10 protein-coding genes are annotated in these 16,522 nt (G+C 40.1%); 6 read left to right on the top strand and 4 right to left on the bottom strand.

Annotation, left to right across the window (positions count from 1 at the left end; all coding sequences use genetic code 11):
• The first annotated feature begins 23 nt into the window (after nt 1-23).
• Complete coding sequence (locus BUA60_RS00990; RefSeq protein ID WP_072859891.1) at nt 24-884, top strand: AraC family transcriptional regulator; 861 nt, start codon at nt 24-26, stop codon at nt 882-884.
• 553 nt (nt 885-1,437) lie between these two features.
• Here the strand turns inward: BUA60_RS00990 and BUA60_RS00985 are convergent.
• The 4 genes from BUA60_RS00985 to BUA60_RS00970 all read right to left on the bottom strand — a co-directional run bounded on the left by BUA60_RS00985 (nt 1,438) and on the right by BUA60_RS00970 (nt 8,432).
• Entirely contained in the window at nt 1,438-2,946 is a 1,509-nt protein-coding gene (locus tag BUA60_RS00985; RefSeq protein WP_072860792.1) for a RagB/SusD family nutrient uptake outer membrane protein, read from the bottom strand.
• Nucleotides 2,947-2,965: 19 nt separating this feature from the next.
• Complete coding sequence (locus BUA60_RS00980) at nt 2,966-6,373, bottom strand: TonB-dependent receptor (RefSeq protein ID WP_072859890.1); 3,408 nt, start codon at nt 6,371-6,373, stop codon at nt 2,966-2,968.
• 123 nt (nt 6,374-6,496) lie between these two features.
• A complete protein-coding gene (locus tag BUA60_RS00975; RefSeq protein ID WP_072859889.1) occupies nt 6,497-7,741 on the bottom strand; it encodes a FecR family protein in 1,245 nt (414 codons plus the stop codon).
• 100 nt (nt 7,742-7,841) lie between these two features.
• Nucleotides 7,842-8,432 carry an RNA polymerase sigma factor gene (locus BUA60_RS00970; RefSeq protein WP_072859888.1) on the bottom strand — a complete coding sequence of 197 codons (591 nt, stop codon included), beginning with the start codon at nt 8,430-8,432 and terminating at the stop codon, nt 7,842-7,844.
• Nucleotides 8,433-8,656: 224 nt separating this feature from the next.
• Here BUA60_RS00970 and BUA60_RS00965 point away from each other — a divergent pair, with 224 nt between their 5' ends.
• From BUA60_RS00965 to BUA60_RS00945, 5 genes are all read left to right on the top strand, one after another.
• Nucleotides 8,657-9,523 carry an AraC family transcriptional regulator gene (locus BUA60_RS00965; protein ID WP_072859887.1) on the top strand — a complete coding sequence of 289 codons (867 nt, stop codon included), beginning with the start codon at nt 8,657-8,659 and terminating at the stop codon, nt 9,521-9,523.
• Nucleotides 9,524-9,625: 102 nt separating this feature from the next.
• A complete protein-coding gene (locus tag BUA60_RS00960; protein WP_072859886.1) occupies nt 9,626-10,948 on the top strand; it encodes an L-fuconate dehydratase in 1,323 nt (440 codons plus the stop codon).
• A gap of 46 nt (nt 10,949-10,994) precedes the next feature.
• On the top strand, nt 10,995-11,771 hold the full coding sequence (locus BUA60_RS00955) for an SDR family NAD(P)-dependent oxidoreductase (RefSeq protein WP_072859885.1): 777 nt from the start codon (nt 10,995-10,997) through the stop codon (nt 11,769-11,771).
• A gap of 214 nt (nt 11,772-11,985) precedes the next feature.
• On the top strand, nt 11,986-14,148 hold the full coding sequence (locus tag BUA60_RS00950; RefSeq protein ID WP_449371707.1) for an alpha-L-fucosidase: 2,163 nt from the start codon (nt 11,986-11,988) through the stop codon (nt 14,146-14,148).
• Nucleotides 14,149-14,170: 22 nt separating this feature from the next.
• Nucleotides 14,171-16,522 (top strand): PDZ domain-containing protein, encoded by a 2,352-nt coding sequence (locus BUA60_RS00945; protein ID WP_072860791.1) that lies wholly within the window; start codon nt 14,171-14,173, stop codon nt 16,520-16,522.

The following is a 16,522-nucleotide window of genomic DNA, read 5'->3' as shown; positions in this document are numbered from 1 at the left end:
ATTACTTTTTTATACATTTTATCATGGATTTTGGAACACAGGAAAGACGGGTGTTTAATTTACAGGATTTTGGGGTTAAAAGAGGGTTGGCAATAGGCCATTATCGTTACAAACAGGTAAAGCCGGGTCTTGAGCGTCATCTACATAAAGGAGCCTTGGAAATATGTTATTGCATGAAAGGGCAACAACACTATAAGATTGGGGAGCAATTGTATGAACTTAACGGTAATGATATTTTTGTAGTGCCACCTAATACAGTGCATAGCACAGGGGAATTTCCTGAGGATAAGGGAGAATTGTTTTGGGTTCAATTGCTTGTAGATAGTTCCAAAGGCAAATTATGCAATATGCCCAAAGAGCAATCCGAATTTCTGCTTGCTGCGCTTCTGGATAAATCGGAACATGTTTTCAAGGGCTCCTTTCAACTAAAATTTATTTTGGAGAAATTGATGGTGCAGCTGGAGAATTTCGATTCCTTGTTGTCCGAAATAATGGTGGATCAGTTGATAGCACAATTGTTGTTGGAAACGGTTATACTCTCCAATAAGCCGCAACAAAATGCGCCATCGGTAAAGTTGAATGAACTGGACAAGTTTATCCATAAAAATTTATTCAGGATGATTTATGTGGATGAAATGGCAAATTTGGCAGGGATGTCCGTAGGGTATTTTAAGTTTTGGTTTAAATCCAAAACGGGGATGCCGCCGAGGGAATATGTGAACCGCCTAAAGATTGAACAAGCAAAATTAGATCTGCTTACTTCCAAAAGCATAACTGAGGTGGCATTTGGATTGGGTTTTGGCACCTCTCAATATTTTGCCACTACTTTTAAGAAGTTTACGGGTACTACACCCAAATCTTATAGAAGATTGCAAAGGGAATAATGAAGCCTTGATTTAATCTTCATCCTACTTCAAAAAAAAAAATCCGGAACCTTAGTGGTATCCGGATTTTTCAAAACTAACTCAACTCAATTTTTAATCAGGTTAATTTAGAGGAACATGAAACGAACCTGACTTTTTAAAACTCTAATATTTTATCAAAAAAATTCCTAAATGAAATCTTATGCAAGATAATAGGTTAGTCCCTTCTAAGCTACCAATTTCCTAACAAACACCAATACTTTTTTTGCATTTTTATCTTTATTGGCTAGTTTGGGGTATATATTTTAAGTAAATAATTGAAAAAAATAAAGACGTATGTACTCTTAGCTTACTTACGGATATAGTGGTATTTAAATTGCATATTCTGAGATCGGATCAATAAAGAACCTATAGTATTAAAAACAAAGACACGGGTGGAAATTTCCAGCCCGTGTCTTGTTTACTTGCTTTATTTCTGAAAGCTTTTATGCTTTCAAGAAATGTATGTTAACTACTAAAATGCTTTTGGCCTTTTTGGAATACATAACTTATGTATCCTTTTAGCCGGTCTTAATTAGTAACCAGTATTTTGTACTAGATTAGGATTGTTCTGCATTTCAGATGTTGGTATAGGAAACAAAAGCTCCCTTGCCGTTAGTGCTTTGTTGGGCAAGTAAGAGAAGTTATGGCCCACAAAATCTTCCAAGATATTGGTTTCTGTGTTATATGCTTTTCTCCATCTAACCATGTCGTACCAAGTTTTGTTTTCAAAACTCAACTCATGAATACGCTCTATACGTACAGCATCTCTAAAGGCATCCTGGGAAAGACCTGTCAAGCCCACAAGTTCGGCACGATCTCTAACCAGATTTACGGCATCATATGCCTCGGTTGAAGGTCCGCTTTCAGCTTCGTTGGCTGCTTCCGCATACATCAGTAATACATCGGCATAGCGGTATAGGCACCAGTTCAGGTCTGATTGGGCGCTCCCTTCATTTGCTTCAATATCAAAATGCTTAAAGATATATGGAGCTCCAAGGTTGACACTGCTGCTACGATCGGCTTCCAATGAATAGCTTGTAAAATAGAACTGTTTTTCTTCTGCTCTTTTGTCGCCTGCCTCGTAGGAGTCCACAAAGGCGTTTGTTGAAAAGATACCTCCAGTTTGGGCTGAATAGGCAGAAATTCCCAAGTTATATGGTAGAATTCCTGGCTGCCAGTTACCTGATTGGATACCTGCTGCGAATTGGGTCATAAAGATGTATTCCCCTGTGTTCTTAGTGGCAGGGTCATGCAGCTCGTCATAGGTATCAAAAAGTGAGAACTGGTCAGAATCTATTACCTCTTTAGCCTTGGCAGCGGCAAGCGCGTAATTCTCTGTTTTTTGAAGCGGATAACCTGCCATGGTCAAATATACATCTGCCAATAAGGTCTTAACAGCGCCCAAAGAAACTCTTCCCGATGGAACTCTCCAAGCCAAGCCAGCGCTTTCAGCCTCTGTAAGATCGCTTACAATTAGGTCATAGACCGCTTCTGGTGAAGATTGTTCAGGATACAATTGATCCGATCCCAAATCTACCGAATTGGTGATGATAGGAATGTTTCCGAACATACGTACCAAACCAAAATAATAGTAAGCCCTAAAGAATTTAGCTTCGGCCAAATACTTTTGTTTGAGCGCTTCGTCCATATTTATTTCAGGGATTTTTTCAATTGCCAAGTTGGCCCTAGAAATACCTGAATAATATCCGGTCCAGAAACTGCTTCCATATCCATTGTCAGAATTATTAATTAAATCCTTTACCAAGTAAATATTGGTGGCCTGTCCTAGGGAGGTGTTGGCCAAGCCCGTGGCAAACTCGAGCATCATCCATGTGCCTCCGCCAAAACCACTATTAGTAATTGAAATCAATGGTTCATATGCCCCGTTAACGGCACTCTCGGCATGCGCAGCCGTGGTAAAGTAAGTGTCCGTTGTGAAGTTAGACTCATCTTCTTCATCCAAAAAGTTACTACAAGCCGTTATACTTGATATTGCAGTTACGACGGCTATAGCTCTTATAAAGTTTCTATAGATTTTCATTTTTTTATCTTTTATATGGTTATAGTCCAACATTTAATCCTAGCATAAAGGTTCGAGGTCTCGGATAATCGTAAAGGGAGAATCCTTGATCGAAAGCTCCACCACCATTCGAACTTTCAGGGTCATACCCTGGATATTTTGTTGCTACAAAAAAGTTCTGTACCGAGGTGTATACCCTAAGACGGTTCAAGTGTAAACGCTCTACCAATTCAGGTTTGAAGACATAGGAAAGCATTAAGTTTCTACCTCTTAAAAAGGAAGCATCCTTTAATTTACCAGAATCGTTATTGGTATCATATCCAGCAGCAATTGGTCTTATTTGGGCAATATCGGTATCTTGATTATCCGGAGTCCACGCATTTAAAACGGTCGCGAAGCTATTGGCTATGGTCTGACGGTCTTCAGCGGAGTGTTCGTCACGGTACATTACACTGTTACCATATTGAAACTGCAGGTCTACCAGTAGCTCAAGATTGCCATATCTGAAGGTGTTTGAAAAAGTTCCGAAACCATCGGCAATACCTTTCCCGATGATGGCACGGTCATCACTATTGATGGCCCCATCATTGTTAAGATCACGGTATTTGATATCACCTGGCAATCTATCATAGATAGCTGCCTGAGCAGCTTCATCGGTGTTCCATGTTCCCTCATCAATATATCCAAAGAAAGTACCTACAGGTTCTCCAACACGGATCAAGGTAGACCCTAAGAAAATATCGGAACCGCCTGAAAGAGCTTTTACTTCGTTTTTATTGATAGAAATATTGAAGTTACTGCTCCATCCAAAAAGTTCATTATCAAAATTGACTGTGTTCAAATTAATTTCGATACCCTTGTTTTCCAAACTTCCAACGTTTCTAAATACATTGGTAAAACCACTTGAAGAGGGAACCGGAGCATTAAGAAGCATATCGGAAGTCAACTTTCGGTAAACATCAAGCTCCAACCCAATACGATTATTAAATAGACCCAATTCAACACCGGCATCTACCTGTTCCGTTTTTTCCCATTTCAAATCTGGATTGGCCATACGACCTGGGACAGTATAGGCGGAGCGGGCACCATTAAAAATTACAGAACCATTGGACAAGCCAGCCAATGCTTGGTAAGCTGGTAATTCAGAGTTACCTGTTGCACCATAACTAGCTCTAATTTTTAGATTGGAAATGGTCTCGTTATCCGAAAGGAAATCTTCTTCGGAAGCCCTCCAGGCCAATGCAGCTGATGGGAAAAAGGCAAACTGGTTTTCAGGTCCAAATTTTGACGAACCGTCAGCCCTACCCGTAAGTGTCAACAAATATTTGTTCATGTAGTTATAGTTGACACGTCCAAAATAAGAGTTTAGCCCGTAAGCAGTTTTGCTAGAACTTGGCGTCTGTGGGTTGGAACCTGCACCAAGGTTGTTAAAGCCATAAAAGTCATCGGCAAACCCTCGGGTCGATGCTGTTGCACTAAACTGATCAACATGTTGCCAGGAAAGTCCTGCCATGGCAGTTAAGGAATTATTGCTGTCAAAATCTTTGGTATAGGTCAAATAGTTTTCAAACTGCCAAGAATTATAACGTGAGTTTGAGACACTTGCGGCACCATCGGGCATGGCAATATATCTTAGGTCCTTGCCTCCGTAATAATCGTTTCTTTGGTTAATGATATTGGTTCCTACGGTGGTACGTAATATCAGGTTTTTATTGAATTCAATATTTCCGTAGAAGCTACCCAAAACGGTCTGGGTCTTAAGGAAATATCTACGATCGTTCGCAACTGCCACAGGGCTACCGCCACCTTCCATTCCTGGATAGTGAATGTTGGATCCCCAAGTACCATCCTCATAACGCACGGGTATTATGGGTAGGGCCTCATATACTTGGCGCATTGTAGTGATACCACCACCTCCAAGTTGGTCAATTTGCTTTTCATTTTGGTCGTTGTAGCTAAGGCTACCTCCAACTTTTAACCAGTTGTTAACTTCGGTATCCAAAGTAAATCTACCTGAATAACGCTTTAACCATGATTCCACTATCAATCCCTCTTCATCCCTGAAGCCCATAAATAGGCCAAAATTGGATTTTTGGTTACCACCTGTAAAAGAAAGTTGGTGATTTTGGGTAATAGCGTCCCTAATAGCTTCATCCTGCCAATCGGTATCATAAAGTGGGTTGCCGTTGGCATCAAAAAGTCTTGGGTCGGTTCTCTTCAATCTTGGGTCGGTATATCTACCTCCTGCCCAGCCTTCCGGGTCAAATTTTTCAGCATTGGCATATGCGATTTCCTCAACACGAAGAAACTCTTCAGAATTTAAAAGATCAAGTTTTTTAGGCAAGGTTCCTATGCTGAAATCCACATCATAATTAAGACGGGTTTCTCCTGTGGTAGTTCCTTTTTTGGTAGACACAAGAATTACACCGTTGGCGCCTCTGGCACCATAAATGGCCGTTGCGGAAGCATCTTTTAAAACTTCAATAGATTGGATGTCATTTGGGTTCAGGTAATCTATCGGGGTACTACCGTTAGGTAAATTGGCCGCATTCAAGATTACACCGTCTATTACATAGAGTGGTGTATTGGCAATACTTACCGAGGTATTACCACGAATTCTCACTACGGTTCTTCCTCCTGGTCGTCCAGAACCGGAAGTGATGTTTACACCTGCTACCTTACCGGCCATGGCCTGGTTCAAGGAAGCTGCCGGTCTTTCCGCCAATTCTTCGGACTTAATGGAGCCCACAGCACCGGTAAGGTCACTTTTCTTCTGTGTACCATACCCGATCAATACTACCTCATCCAGTCCTGCAGCACTTTCTTCCAAACTAACGGAAACAGAGGTTTGTCCATTAAGAGCTACTTCTTTGGACGCAAATCCAATATAGCTTATAACCAATGTAGCGTTTTCATTGGCTACATCTAGGGTAAAGTTACCGTCAAAGTCTGCAGTAACCCCATTAGTGGTTCCTTTTTCCACAATGTTAGCCCCAGGTAATGGATTGCCGTCCGCATCGGAAATAGTTCCGCTTACGCTGTGTTGGTCTATGGCAACGTCTACTGGGACAACGGATTTGTCTGGCTTACCCGTTTTTAGTATGATCTGCTTGTTCTTTACGGTAAAATAGACATCCGTTGCTTCAAATATCCTATCCAAGATATTTGAAATAGGTTCTTTATTCACATTTACGGAAACAGTTCTCTTTAAATTCACCTTTTTATGGTTGTACAGAAACCTAAAATCCGACAGGGATTCTATTTCCTCAAAAACCTGTTGAACGCTTACGTTACTTAGGTTTAATGAGATTTTTGTATTCTGTCCATAGGTGTTGGCCTGAATTTTAAATAGAGAAACTATTAGCAATAAGGTCGTTAGTTTCATCTTTAAATGATGTTTGCTTAGCCAATCCGAATGGAAAGGCCCTACTAAATTTAATTTTTTCATACTTTTGTAAAGGTTTGGTGATTAAACATTTAGTTTGTTTACATCACTTTCTTATGCCGGGGAATGCGCCAACATTTTCCGGTTTTTTTGTAAAAGTGATACGTCTAGTGCTCATGTTTTCAGTTAGTTTTCATTGGCATCTTTATTTGGGTTAATATTAGTATCGAGTATTATAATTTTGGAACCCTCGTGTACATACTCAAAGTGAGTGTCTTCCTTAAAGGCTTCCAAGATTTCTTCTATAGTCTCATTTCTAAAGGTTGCGGTATATACCTGATTGTCCAGTCTGCCGCTTCTATCTTCTATAGTGATGTTGAAATGACGTTCCAATTTTGATCTAATGCTGTGGAAAGGAGAGGCTTTAAACAATAGATACCCGTCTTTCCATGCCGTATAAATGTTGGTGTCCACTTCTTTTATGGTCATCGTATTGTTCACCTTGTTCCATGCGGCCCTTTGTCCAGGCACCAGTTGGGATGAAGTATTTGTATTCATGTCCGCCCCTTCCTTGTAAAGGACTACGGCCCCTTCTACCAAGACGGTGCTGATGTCCTCATCTTCCGGATAGAACGATAGGTTAAATTGGGTACCCAATACCTTAATGTTCATTTCTTCCGCATTTACAATAAAAGGGTGTGCCTTATCTCTGGTAACGTCAAAGAATGCTTCCCCTTTTAAAAAAACTTTTCTATCCTGTCCCTTTAGGAAACGGACGGGATATTTAATGGAGCTTCCTGAATTTAATTTTACCTTGGTACCATCGGACAGCACAAGGTCAAACTGTCGGCCATGCGGGATATTAAGGGTGTTGTAAACCAATTTGTCTTGCGCTTCGGCACCGGTATACTGCAAAGTATTTCCCTGTTGTGAGGCAACCAAATTTCCACTTGAAGTAGTTATTTTTCGCTCTCCACTCTCGGAAATGGTTTCAATGTCACCATTTTCCAATTGCAAGGTAATAACGCCGGAATTTGGGTCGTTTTCAATGATAATGGGCTCGGTAATGTTTACTACGGTATTTTGGTTGTAAAAGTAAACGCCTGCAAGCAACAGGAAGGTCGCTGCAATACCGGACCAAAACCGAACATTGGAATGTGGGAAAAATGTTTTAACTTTTTTTTTCTTTTCAATGTTCTCTATTTTGTAGAGTATTTTCTGCAATAAAACTTCAGAATCACCCTTTATTCTTTTCTTAATGGGCAAGTTTCCTTTTTTTACATCTTCCCAATGCTTGGCCAATAACCCATGTTTAACTTCATCGGGATCAGAACTATTAATAAGCTCCATTAGACAATCCAATTCCTTTTCGGAAATGGTATTGTCCACCAATTTTTGGAAGAGCTTATCCAATTTGTTCTCGTTTTGCATTTACTGTATTTTATTGGCCGTATTATGGGCTGTATAAGTAATACACATCAAAAATGCAAAAGTCCCAAATTAGAAGTACATTTTTTACGAAATAGATAAATTATACCGTAATTACCAGGCTTATTAGAAAAAAATATATGGTGTCCGCCATATGTGGTTTTAATTCTGTCCTGATAATTTGAAGGGTTTTCCAGAGATGGTTTTTCACTGTTTTTTGTGTTATTCCCAAAAGATCGGCTATTTCCTCATTGCTTTTTCCCTGTTGTTTGGACAAAATGAAAATGCTGCGTTTTTGAGTGGGAATATTTTCAAGGATATCGTTTACCAAATCCTCATATTCGGCAAGAAGAATACTATTTTCCGTTTCCTCGTTTAATGAGTTAATATTCTTATAGTATTCTTTTTTTAAGGATTCTTGGCTGGCAATACTCCTTAAATAATTATATGTTGAATTTTTTGCAATAGTAAAAAGAAAGGCATCAAAAGAATGTCTTACATCCAAGGTTTCTTTTTTTGTCCAAATCTTAATAAATACTTCTTGAAGTATCTCTTCAGAGGCATAATCCGATTTGGTTATGGAATGTATGAAATAGTACAACCTTTTTTCATACAGTTCAAATATGGTCTTGAATGCCGCCTTGTTTCCTTTTTTCAAGGAAGCAATCAATTGGTCTAAGGGTTGTCCTGACATTTCTCGAGCAATTAAATGATTTGAGTTTTTTTAGAATAATGTAATGTAGGTTATTTCCCTGAAAAAAATAACCAATTAAAGCTAACGTCCGAAAATAAGATGTAATTTCTTTCGTTTCAACTAAAAATTGCACATTTAGCAATACTTTTTTTGCCAATTCTTATTCCGTATAAAAAAAGATGTATATTTAAAATCTCAATTAAGTCTTTTGTTATATAATTTTTATGAAATTACACCTTCTTAATAGGGCCAGTTTACAGAACAGTTCTTTTACAGTTACGCATAATAGTTATTCCCATTTTTTAAAAATTTGGCATTATCATCCGGAATTGGAACTGGTGTACATTGCTAAAAGTACTGGGACGCGATTTATTGGGGATGGTATTGAGAAATTTTCCGAAGGCGATCTTGTTTTAATAGGTAAAAACCTGCCTCATATGTGGCTCAATGATGAGATTTATTTTGAGGCCGATTCTGGTTTGATTTCAGAAGCAATTGCCATACATTTTAAAGAAGATTTTTTAGGGCTGGAATTTCTAAATGCCATAGAAATGAAACCTATACAGCAATTGATAAAAAGGGCTAGCCAGGGAATAAAATTTTCTAATATAGATGCTAAACTTATTGAAAAAGTTAAGAAGCTGCATAGCCACGAACCCTTTGAAAAGACTATAAAGCTTATTGAAATTTTGTACAAACTGGCAAATCATGAGGAGTATCAATTATTGTCAAGTCCAGGGTTTTTAAATTCTTTTAATAAGACCGATAACAAAGGCTTGGATGAAATTTATGAGTTTGTCTTTAAAAATTTCAATCAACCGATCGGGTCCAAGGATGTAGCTGAGATAGCCAAAATGAATCCTTCTGCTTTTAGTAGGTTTTTTAAACGTATCCACAGAAAGACCTTTACCCGTTATTTGAATGAAATACGAATTGGGTATGCCTGTAAATTGTTGATAGAGAATAAGAACAACATTACCCCGGTATGCTATGAATCCGGGTTTAACAACATTTCAAATTTTAATCGGCACTTTAAATCCATAACAGGAATGTCCCCTTCCGATTACATTAAACTTCATACTCAAAATTGACAATCATCTTATTTTCGGCAAAAAAAGTATCAAAAATGGTACTTCATGTAGTTGTTGGAGATAAGGTTTGGGGTTAGTTTTGTTTCATTAATATTATACATAATGAACAGCAAAATTATAATTACGGATGTTCTGGTAAAAGACGTCCGATTTCCTACTAGTAAGTCATTGGATGGATCAGATGCCATGAATCCGGATCCGGACTATTCCGCGGCCTATGTTATACTAAAAACCAACCATCCCGATGGGCTGGAGGGGCATGGATTGACCTTTACCATTGGTAGGGGAAATGAATTATGTGCAGCAGCCATCCATTCATTGGCGCCTTTGGTAAAAGGAAAATCTTTGGAGAGTTTTACTGCTAATATGGGAGCATTTTGGAAGATGATCACCGGTGACAGTCAATTGCGTTGGTTGGGGCCGGAAAAAGGTGTGATACATTTGGCTACTGGTGCTGTGGTAAACGCGGTTTGGGATCTTTATGCCAAGGTGGAAAAGAAGCCATTGTGGAAACTACTGGCAGACATGACACCGGAAGAATTGGTTTCTTGTATAGATTTTACTTACATTACGGACGCCATTACACCTGCAGAAGCATTGGAACTTTTGAAGGGTAAGGCTGCTTCCAAGCAGGAGCGTATAGATAAACTTTTAAAGGATGGATATCCTGCATATACGACCTCTGCCGGATGGCTTGGTTATTCGGATGATAAAATGAGGAGACTTTGCAAGGAAGCCAAGGCCTCTGGTTTTAAGCATATGAAAATAAAGGTAGGGTCCGATTTAAAGGATGATATGCGGCGTGCTGCAATAATCCGTGAAGAGATCGGTACCGATTTAAAATTGATGATGGACGCCAACCAGAAATGGGATGTGGATGAGGCCATTGCCAATATGGCCGAACTTAAAAAGTTTGATCCATGGTGGATTGAGGAGCCAACCAGTCCGGACGATATTTTGGGACACGCCAAAATAGCAAAGGCCGTTCATCCTATTAAAGTGGCCACAGGAGAACACTGTCAGAACAGGGTTGTATTTAAACAATTGATGCAGGCCGATGCCATTGGTATCTGTCAGATAGATAGCTGCAGGGTAGGAGGGGTAAATGAAATATTGGCCATTCTTTTAATGGCCGCAAAATTCAATATTCCTGTTTGTCCGCATGCGGGGGGAGTTGGTCTCTGTGAATATGTGCAACACCTGTCTATGATAGATTATATTGCTATAAGCGGTTCTTTGGAGAATAGGATAATAGAATACGTGGATCATTTGCACGAACATTTTTATGACCCTGTGGTTATAAAAAATGGGGCCTATATGCCACCATCAATGTCCGGCTATAGCATCACTATGAAAGAGCAATCTTTGGAGGACTATAGTTTTCCGGATGGCATTATTTGGAAGGATGAAGTACTGGCCAAATAATAAGGGAAATTATAAAAGTTAATAAGATAATAATCTAAAGAATAATATGTCACTTTTTAGTCTAGAAAACAAAACAGCGGTTGTTACCGGAGGTGCCAGTGGTATTGGTGAAGCTATATCCAAAGCTTTTGCCGGCCAAGGAGCCCATGTGCACATCTTGGAATTTAATGCAGAAAATGGAGAACGTGTAGTTGGGGAAATAGAAGCTAAGGGCGGTAAGGCCAAGTTTCACGCTTGTGATGTTTCCAATAATGCCCAGGTAGCCGAAATTATTTCCGCTATTAGTACCCAGAGTTATATTAATATTTTGGTGAACAATGCGGGGATAGCCCATATTGGAAATTTGGAGGGAACCGCAGTAGATGATATGGATCGCATATATAATGTAAACATTAAAGGCGTTTATAATTGTATGCATGCCGTGATCACCAAGATGAAAGAGAAAGGAGGGGTCATATTAAATATGGCTTCCATTGCCTCCTCCGTTGGTATTTCGGACAGATTTGCCTACTCCATGTCAAAGGGTGCGGTACTTACCATGACTTATTCTGTGGCCAAGGATTATTTGGATAAAGGTATCCGCTGCAACAGTATTTCTCCGGCACGAATCCATACGCCATTCGTGGACGGATTTATTAAGAAGAACTATCCTGGGAAGGAAGAGGAAATGTTCGAAAAATTATCCAAGTCCCAGCCTATTGGAAGAATGGGAAAACCGGAGGAAGTGGCTAATCTGGCAGTTTATCTTTGTTCGGACGAAGCTTCCTTTATAACTGGAACCGATTTTCCTATTGATGGAGGGTATATAAAATTAAACGGATAGGTTAATCTGAAAACCTGTTTTTGGACCTATTAAAAAATGGAACTAAATGTCAATTTGATGTTTAGTTCCATTTTATGAAACCAGTAACGCCTATTCCGGGAATATTCGGAAATATATTCAAACAACATTCTTAATGCATAAAATAGTTCAATACGTAGCCATAATATCTCTTTTTGCGGCTTGTTCCCATAAATCGGAACCAAATGCTTTAGTTATGCCGGTGTCCAACACCATTGAGGTAAAAGATACAGACAGTAAGGATTCCATTTTACTTAAGGCGGCCCATGTGGTGCCAACTACCAATCAGTATGAAGCGCTGCATAACGAGTTTATAGCTTTCATTCATTTTGGCCCCAATACCTTTACCAGAATGGAGTGGGGAAATGGTATGGAAGATCCCAAAATTTTTGACCTCCAGAATTTGGATACGGATCAATGGTGTAAGGCTATGAAGGATGCGGGTATGAAAATGGTAATATTTACCGCCAAGCACCACGATGGTTTTGTATTATGGCAAAGCCGCTATACGGAACATGGGGTAATGTCTTCGCCATTTAAGGAAGGAAAAGGGGATGTCCTAAAGGAGTTGTCCGAATCCTGCAAAAAATATGGGCTAAAATTAGGGGTGTACCTATCCCCGGCAGATCTGTTCCAAATAGAAAACAAGGATGGTCTTTATGGAAATTTAAGTGAATACACGGAAAGAACAATTCCGAGACAGGTAGAAGGTAGACCATTTGAAAACAAGACTACATTCACTTTTAAAGTGGACGACTACAACGAATATTTTTTAAACCAGCTCTTTGAATTGCTTACCGAATACGGACCCATCCATGAAGTATGGTTCGATGGTGCCCACCCTAAAAGAAAAGGTGGCCAGACCTATAACTATTTGGCGTGGAAGGAATTGATAAAGGCGTTGGCGCCAAAGGCGGTAATCTTCGGGAAAGAAGACATCCGCTGGTGCGGCAATGAGGCTGGTAAAACCAGGGACACGGAATGGAATATAATTCCCTATCAGGAAGACCCCGGTCAAATGAATAGCTTTCCAGATTTAACAGAGGAGTCTTTGGGAAAAAGGGAAGACCTTTATAAGGGTAAATTTCTCCATTACCAACAGGCGGAAACCAATACTTCTATCCGTGAGGGATGGTTTTATAGGGATGATGAAGACCAGAAAGTACGCAGTGCGGACGACGTATTCGATATTTATGAACGGTCGGTTGGAGGAAATTCTACTTTCTTATTGAATATTCCGCCCAATAGGGAGGGAATGTTTTCCCCTACAGATGTTTCTGTTCTGGAAGAAGTTGGCCAGCGGATCAATGAAACTTACGGAGTTAATCTACTATCCGGTGCCAATGGGCCTAAGGAGGTCTTGGATGAAGATCTGTCCACTTTTAAATTGTTGGGCCAGGGAGCCCAAGAGGTGGTTATTGAAACCAATACTCCGGTCACTATAAACAGATTGGTTGTCCAGGAAGCGATAAACACGCACAGTGAACGTGTAGAAAAGCACGCCTTGGACGTTTGGGTAGACAATGCCTGGAAAGAAATTGCCACGGCCACCAATATTGGGTATAAACGAATTTTGCGTTTCCCAGAGGTTACAACCCAAAAAATGCGCATTAGAATCTTGGAATCCCGGTTTTATCCTGCTATCGCAGCCATATCGGCCCATTATTACAAGGCAAGACCTCCACAGCTTAGTATAGAGAGATCGATAGAGGGGCGGGTAACCATATTCCCAAAAAAAGATAGTTTTGGTTGGAAACCCCACGGGGAAGATGTTGCCGGAAACATAAATTCTGGCTACAGCATTCGTTTTTCTACGGACGGTAGCGAACCTAATGCAACTTCAGAAATTTATGATCAGCCCTTTAATATCCCTTCCGGAGAGGTGAAGGCAGTAGCAGAGGTAAATGGAAAATTGGGTAGTGTTGCATCCCAGAAATTCGGAATCGTAAAAAAAGATTGGAAGCCTGCAGGGGAAGATAGTGTTAAAGGGGAACATGCTGCTGTAAACGCCTTAGACGGCGACCCCGCAACTTACTGGAGTTCAGTTGAAAAATCAGGAACGCACTATATCAATATAGACCTCGGTAAGGAATATGCCATTAGTGGGTTTACCTACACGCCTCAAACTTATTCGTCCGAAGGGATGATAGAAAAGGGTACTGTTAGGATAAGTGCAGATGGAAAAACTTGGAAAAATGTTGAGGATTTTCAGTTTGGAAACTTAATAAACGACCCAACCACCAGAACCCATATGTTCCAGTCCAAGATCAATGCCCGATATATAGGGATTGAGTCTAAAGTGATTGCCGGAAATGGCAAAGCGGCGGCCATTGCGGAATTGGATTTTTTATTGGATTAATAATTTGGATATAATTTTTTTAATGAAACAAAGATCCCTGTATTATTTTGTATTAGCCCTTTCCTTAATCGGTTGCTCGCCAACGGCATCCGATATTTATATTACTGCCAATAAAGAGGCGCATAAAAATGGGGAGCTGTTTTTTGGTACTATCAATGAAGGCATTAACGCAGTAACCCAACTTAGAAAAGAGGGAAATAAAAATACCCTGACCCTTCATATTATGGAAGGGGAGCATAGATTAAAAGCTCCCATAAGGATATCACCGGAACTCGGTCCTTTGAAGTTGATCGGGGAAGGGGTAGGGAAGTCCGTTATTAAGGGATCCAAATTGCTCAACCCTAAATGGGAAAAGTTCAATGACCATATTTGGATGGCACAATTGGAAAAGGAGGATGGCTTTGATCAGCTCTTCGTTAACGGAGATAAACAAATATTGGCACGTTATCCCAATTACGATGAGAATGGCGGACACTGGCAGGGTCATGCCGAAGATGCCATATCTCCGGAGAGGATAAAGACTTGGGGCAATTCGGCAGGAGTTATAGTGCATGCTATGCATAGAGGAGAGTGGGGCGGATTTCATTATGCTTCCACAGGGGTAGATGAAAATGGCGAACTTATACTGTCTGGCGGCTATCAAAATAATCGTCCCTCACCAATGCATGTTAAGTACCGAATGGTAGAAAATGTTTTTGAAGAATTGGATGCTCCTGGAGAGTGGTTCCTGGACGGTGACCATAAATTGTATTATTGGCCGACCGAGGGAGCGGACATGAACAATGCCGTGGTAGAAGGGGTTCAACAAAAACATTTGTTAGAAATAATAGGGTCCGAAGAGAATCCGGTTAAGGATATAGAAGTAAGTGATATAAGATTTGAACATGCCCAGCGTACTTTTATGGAAGAATATGAGCCATTGCTAAGAAGCGATTGGACCATTTACAGAGGGGCTGCCCTTTTTCTTGAAGGGACACAAAACGTGAAAATTAGAAATTGCGAACTGACCAATTTGGGAGGTAATGCTATTTTGGCAAGTAACTACAATAGGGAGCTGCGCATTGCGGAAAATCATATACATGATGTAGGGGCGTCAGGTATCAGTTTTGTGGGTAGTCCAGAAGCTGTGAGGTCGCCTTCGTTTCAATATGAAGAATTTGTTCCATTGGCGGAAATGGATACGGTTACTGGACCAAAATCAAACAAATATCCAAGCAATTCCATAGCAGAGAACAATCTAATTTATCGCATAGGAAGGGTAGAAAAGCAAACGGCTGGGGTACAGATTGCCATGGCCATGGATATTACAGTAAGTCACAACAGTATATACGACGTTCCAAGGGCCGGGATTAATATTGGAGATGGCACTTGGGGCGGACATATAATTGAATACAATGATGTTTTTAACACCGTTCTGGAATCTGGAGATCATGGGGCTTTTAATTCTTGGGGAAGGGACCGATTTTGGCACCCCAAACGTGAAACTTTGAATGAAATAGTGGCCGCCAACCCGGAAATGCCCAAGTGGGATGCCATTCATACTACGGTAATCAGAAATAATAGGTTTCGTTGTGATCATGGCTGGGATATAGATCTGGACGACGGATCTTCCAATTACCACATTTACAACAATCTATGTTTAAATGGGGGTATTAAATTGCGCGAAGGATTTTATCGTACCGTGGAAAACAACATTATGATAAATAACGGCTTCCATCCACATGTATGGTTCAAGAACAGTGGAGATGTTTTTAAGCACAATATTGTTTTCACTGAGCACAAGGATATACGATTACAGGCTTGGGGCAAGGAAGTGGATTATAACCTCTTTCCAGATGAGGCAACCTTGAAGCAAACCCAAAAAAAAGGGGTGGATAATAACAGCATTTTCGGCGATGCATTATTTGTTGATGCAAAATTGGGGAACTATACAGTTAAAGAGGAATCACCTGCATTTAAAATAGGATTTAAAAATATAGATATGGATAGCTTTGGGGTTACCAATATTGAGCTTAAGTCCTTGGCCAAAACCCCTACGATTCCTACTATGTTTTTTGGCGATAGCGGTGAAAAGGATGCAGTGGTCCAATGGTTGGGGTCACAGATCAAAAGTATTACTACAATGGCCGAGAGGTCGGCTTCAGGCCTAAACAAGACAGCAGGGGTCCTTGTGTTGGCCATAGAACCGCAGACTGTTATTGGTGAATCCCCACTAGAGATAGGAGATGTTATTATATCCGCCGAAGGCGATGAAATAAATACGGTGGCAGATTTAATGAAAACTTACCAGAATAATAATTGGAAAGGGAAATTGAATCTAACTATATTTAGGAATCAAAAAGAAAAGCAGCTATCATTGACCACTAAAAAGTAA

The sequence above is a fragment of the Arenibacter palladensis genome, from assembly GCF_900129275.1.
Lineage (GTDB): Bacteria > Bacteroidota > Bacteroidia > Flavobacteriales > Flavobacteriaceae > Arenibacter > Arenibacter palladensis.
Note: the sequence above shows the minus strand (reverse complement) of the source record. Positions and strands in the feature narration are given on the sequence as shown.

What these genes read in the sequence shown, in the direction of transcription:
- BUA60_RS00965 (WP_072859887.1), top strand. Translation starts at nt 8,657, where the DNA reads ATGAAATTACACCTTCTTAATAGGGCCAGTTTACAGAACAGTTCTTTT.
- BUA60_RS00980 (WP_072859890.1), bottom strand. Translation starts at nt 6,373, where the DNA reads ATGAAAAAATTAAATTTAGTAGGGCCTTTCCATTCGGATTGGCTAAGC.
- BUA60_RS00975 (WP_072859889.1), bottom strand. Translation starts at nt 7,741, where the DNA reads ATGCAAAACGAGAACAAATTGGATAAGCTCTTCCAAAAATTGGTGGAC.
- BUA60_RS00960 (WP_072859886.1), top strand. Translation starts at nt 9,626, where the DNA reads ATGAACAGCAAAATTATAATTACGGATGTTCTGGTAAAAGACGTCCGA.
- BUA60_RS00945 (WP_072860791.1), top strand. Translation starts at nt 14,171, where the DNA reads ATGAAACAAAGATCCCTGTATTATTTTGTATTAGCCCTTTCCTTAATC.
- BUA60_RS00955 (WP_072859885.1), top strand. Translation starts at nt 10,995, where the DNA reads ATGTCACTTTTTAGTCTAGAAAACAAAACAGCGGTTGTTACCGGAGGT.
- BUA60_RS00950 (WP_449371707.1), top strand. Translation starts at nt 11,986, where the DNA reads ATGCCGGTGTCCAACACCATTGAGGTAAAAGATACAGACAGTAAGGAT.
- BUA60_RS00985 (WP_072860792.1), bottom strand. Translation starts at nt 2,946, where the DNA reads ATGAAAATCTATAGAAACTTTATAAGAGCTATAGCCGTCGTAACTGCA.
- BUA60_RS00970 (WP_072859888.1), bottom strand. Translation starts at nt 8,432, where the DNA reads ATGTCAGGACAACCCTTAGACCAATTGATTGCTTCCTTGAAAAAAGGA.
- BUA60_RS00990 (WP_072859891.1), top strand. Translation starts at nt 24, where the DNA reads ATGGATTTTGGAACACAGGAAAGACGGGTGTTTAATTTACAGGATTTT.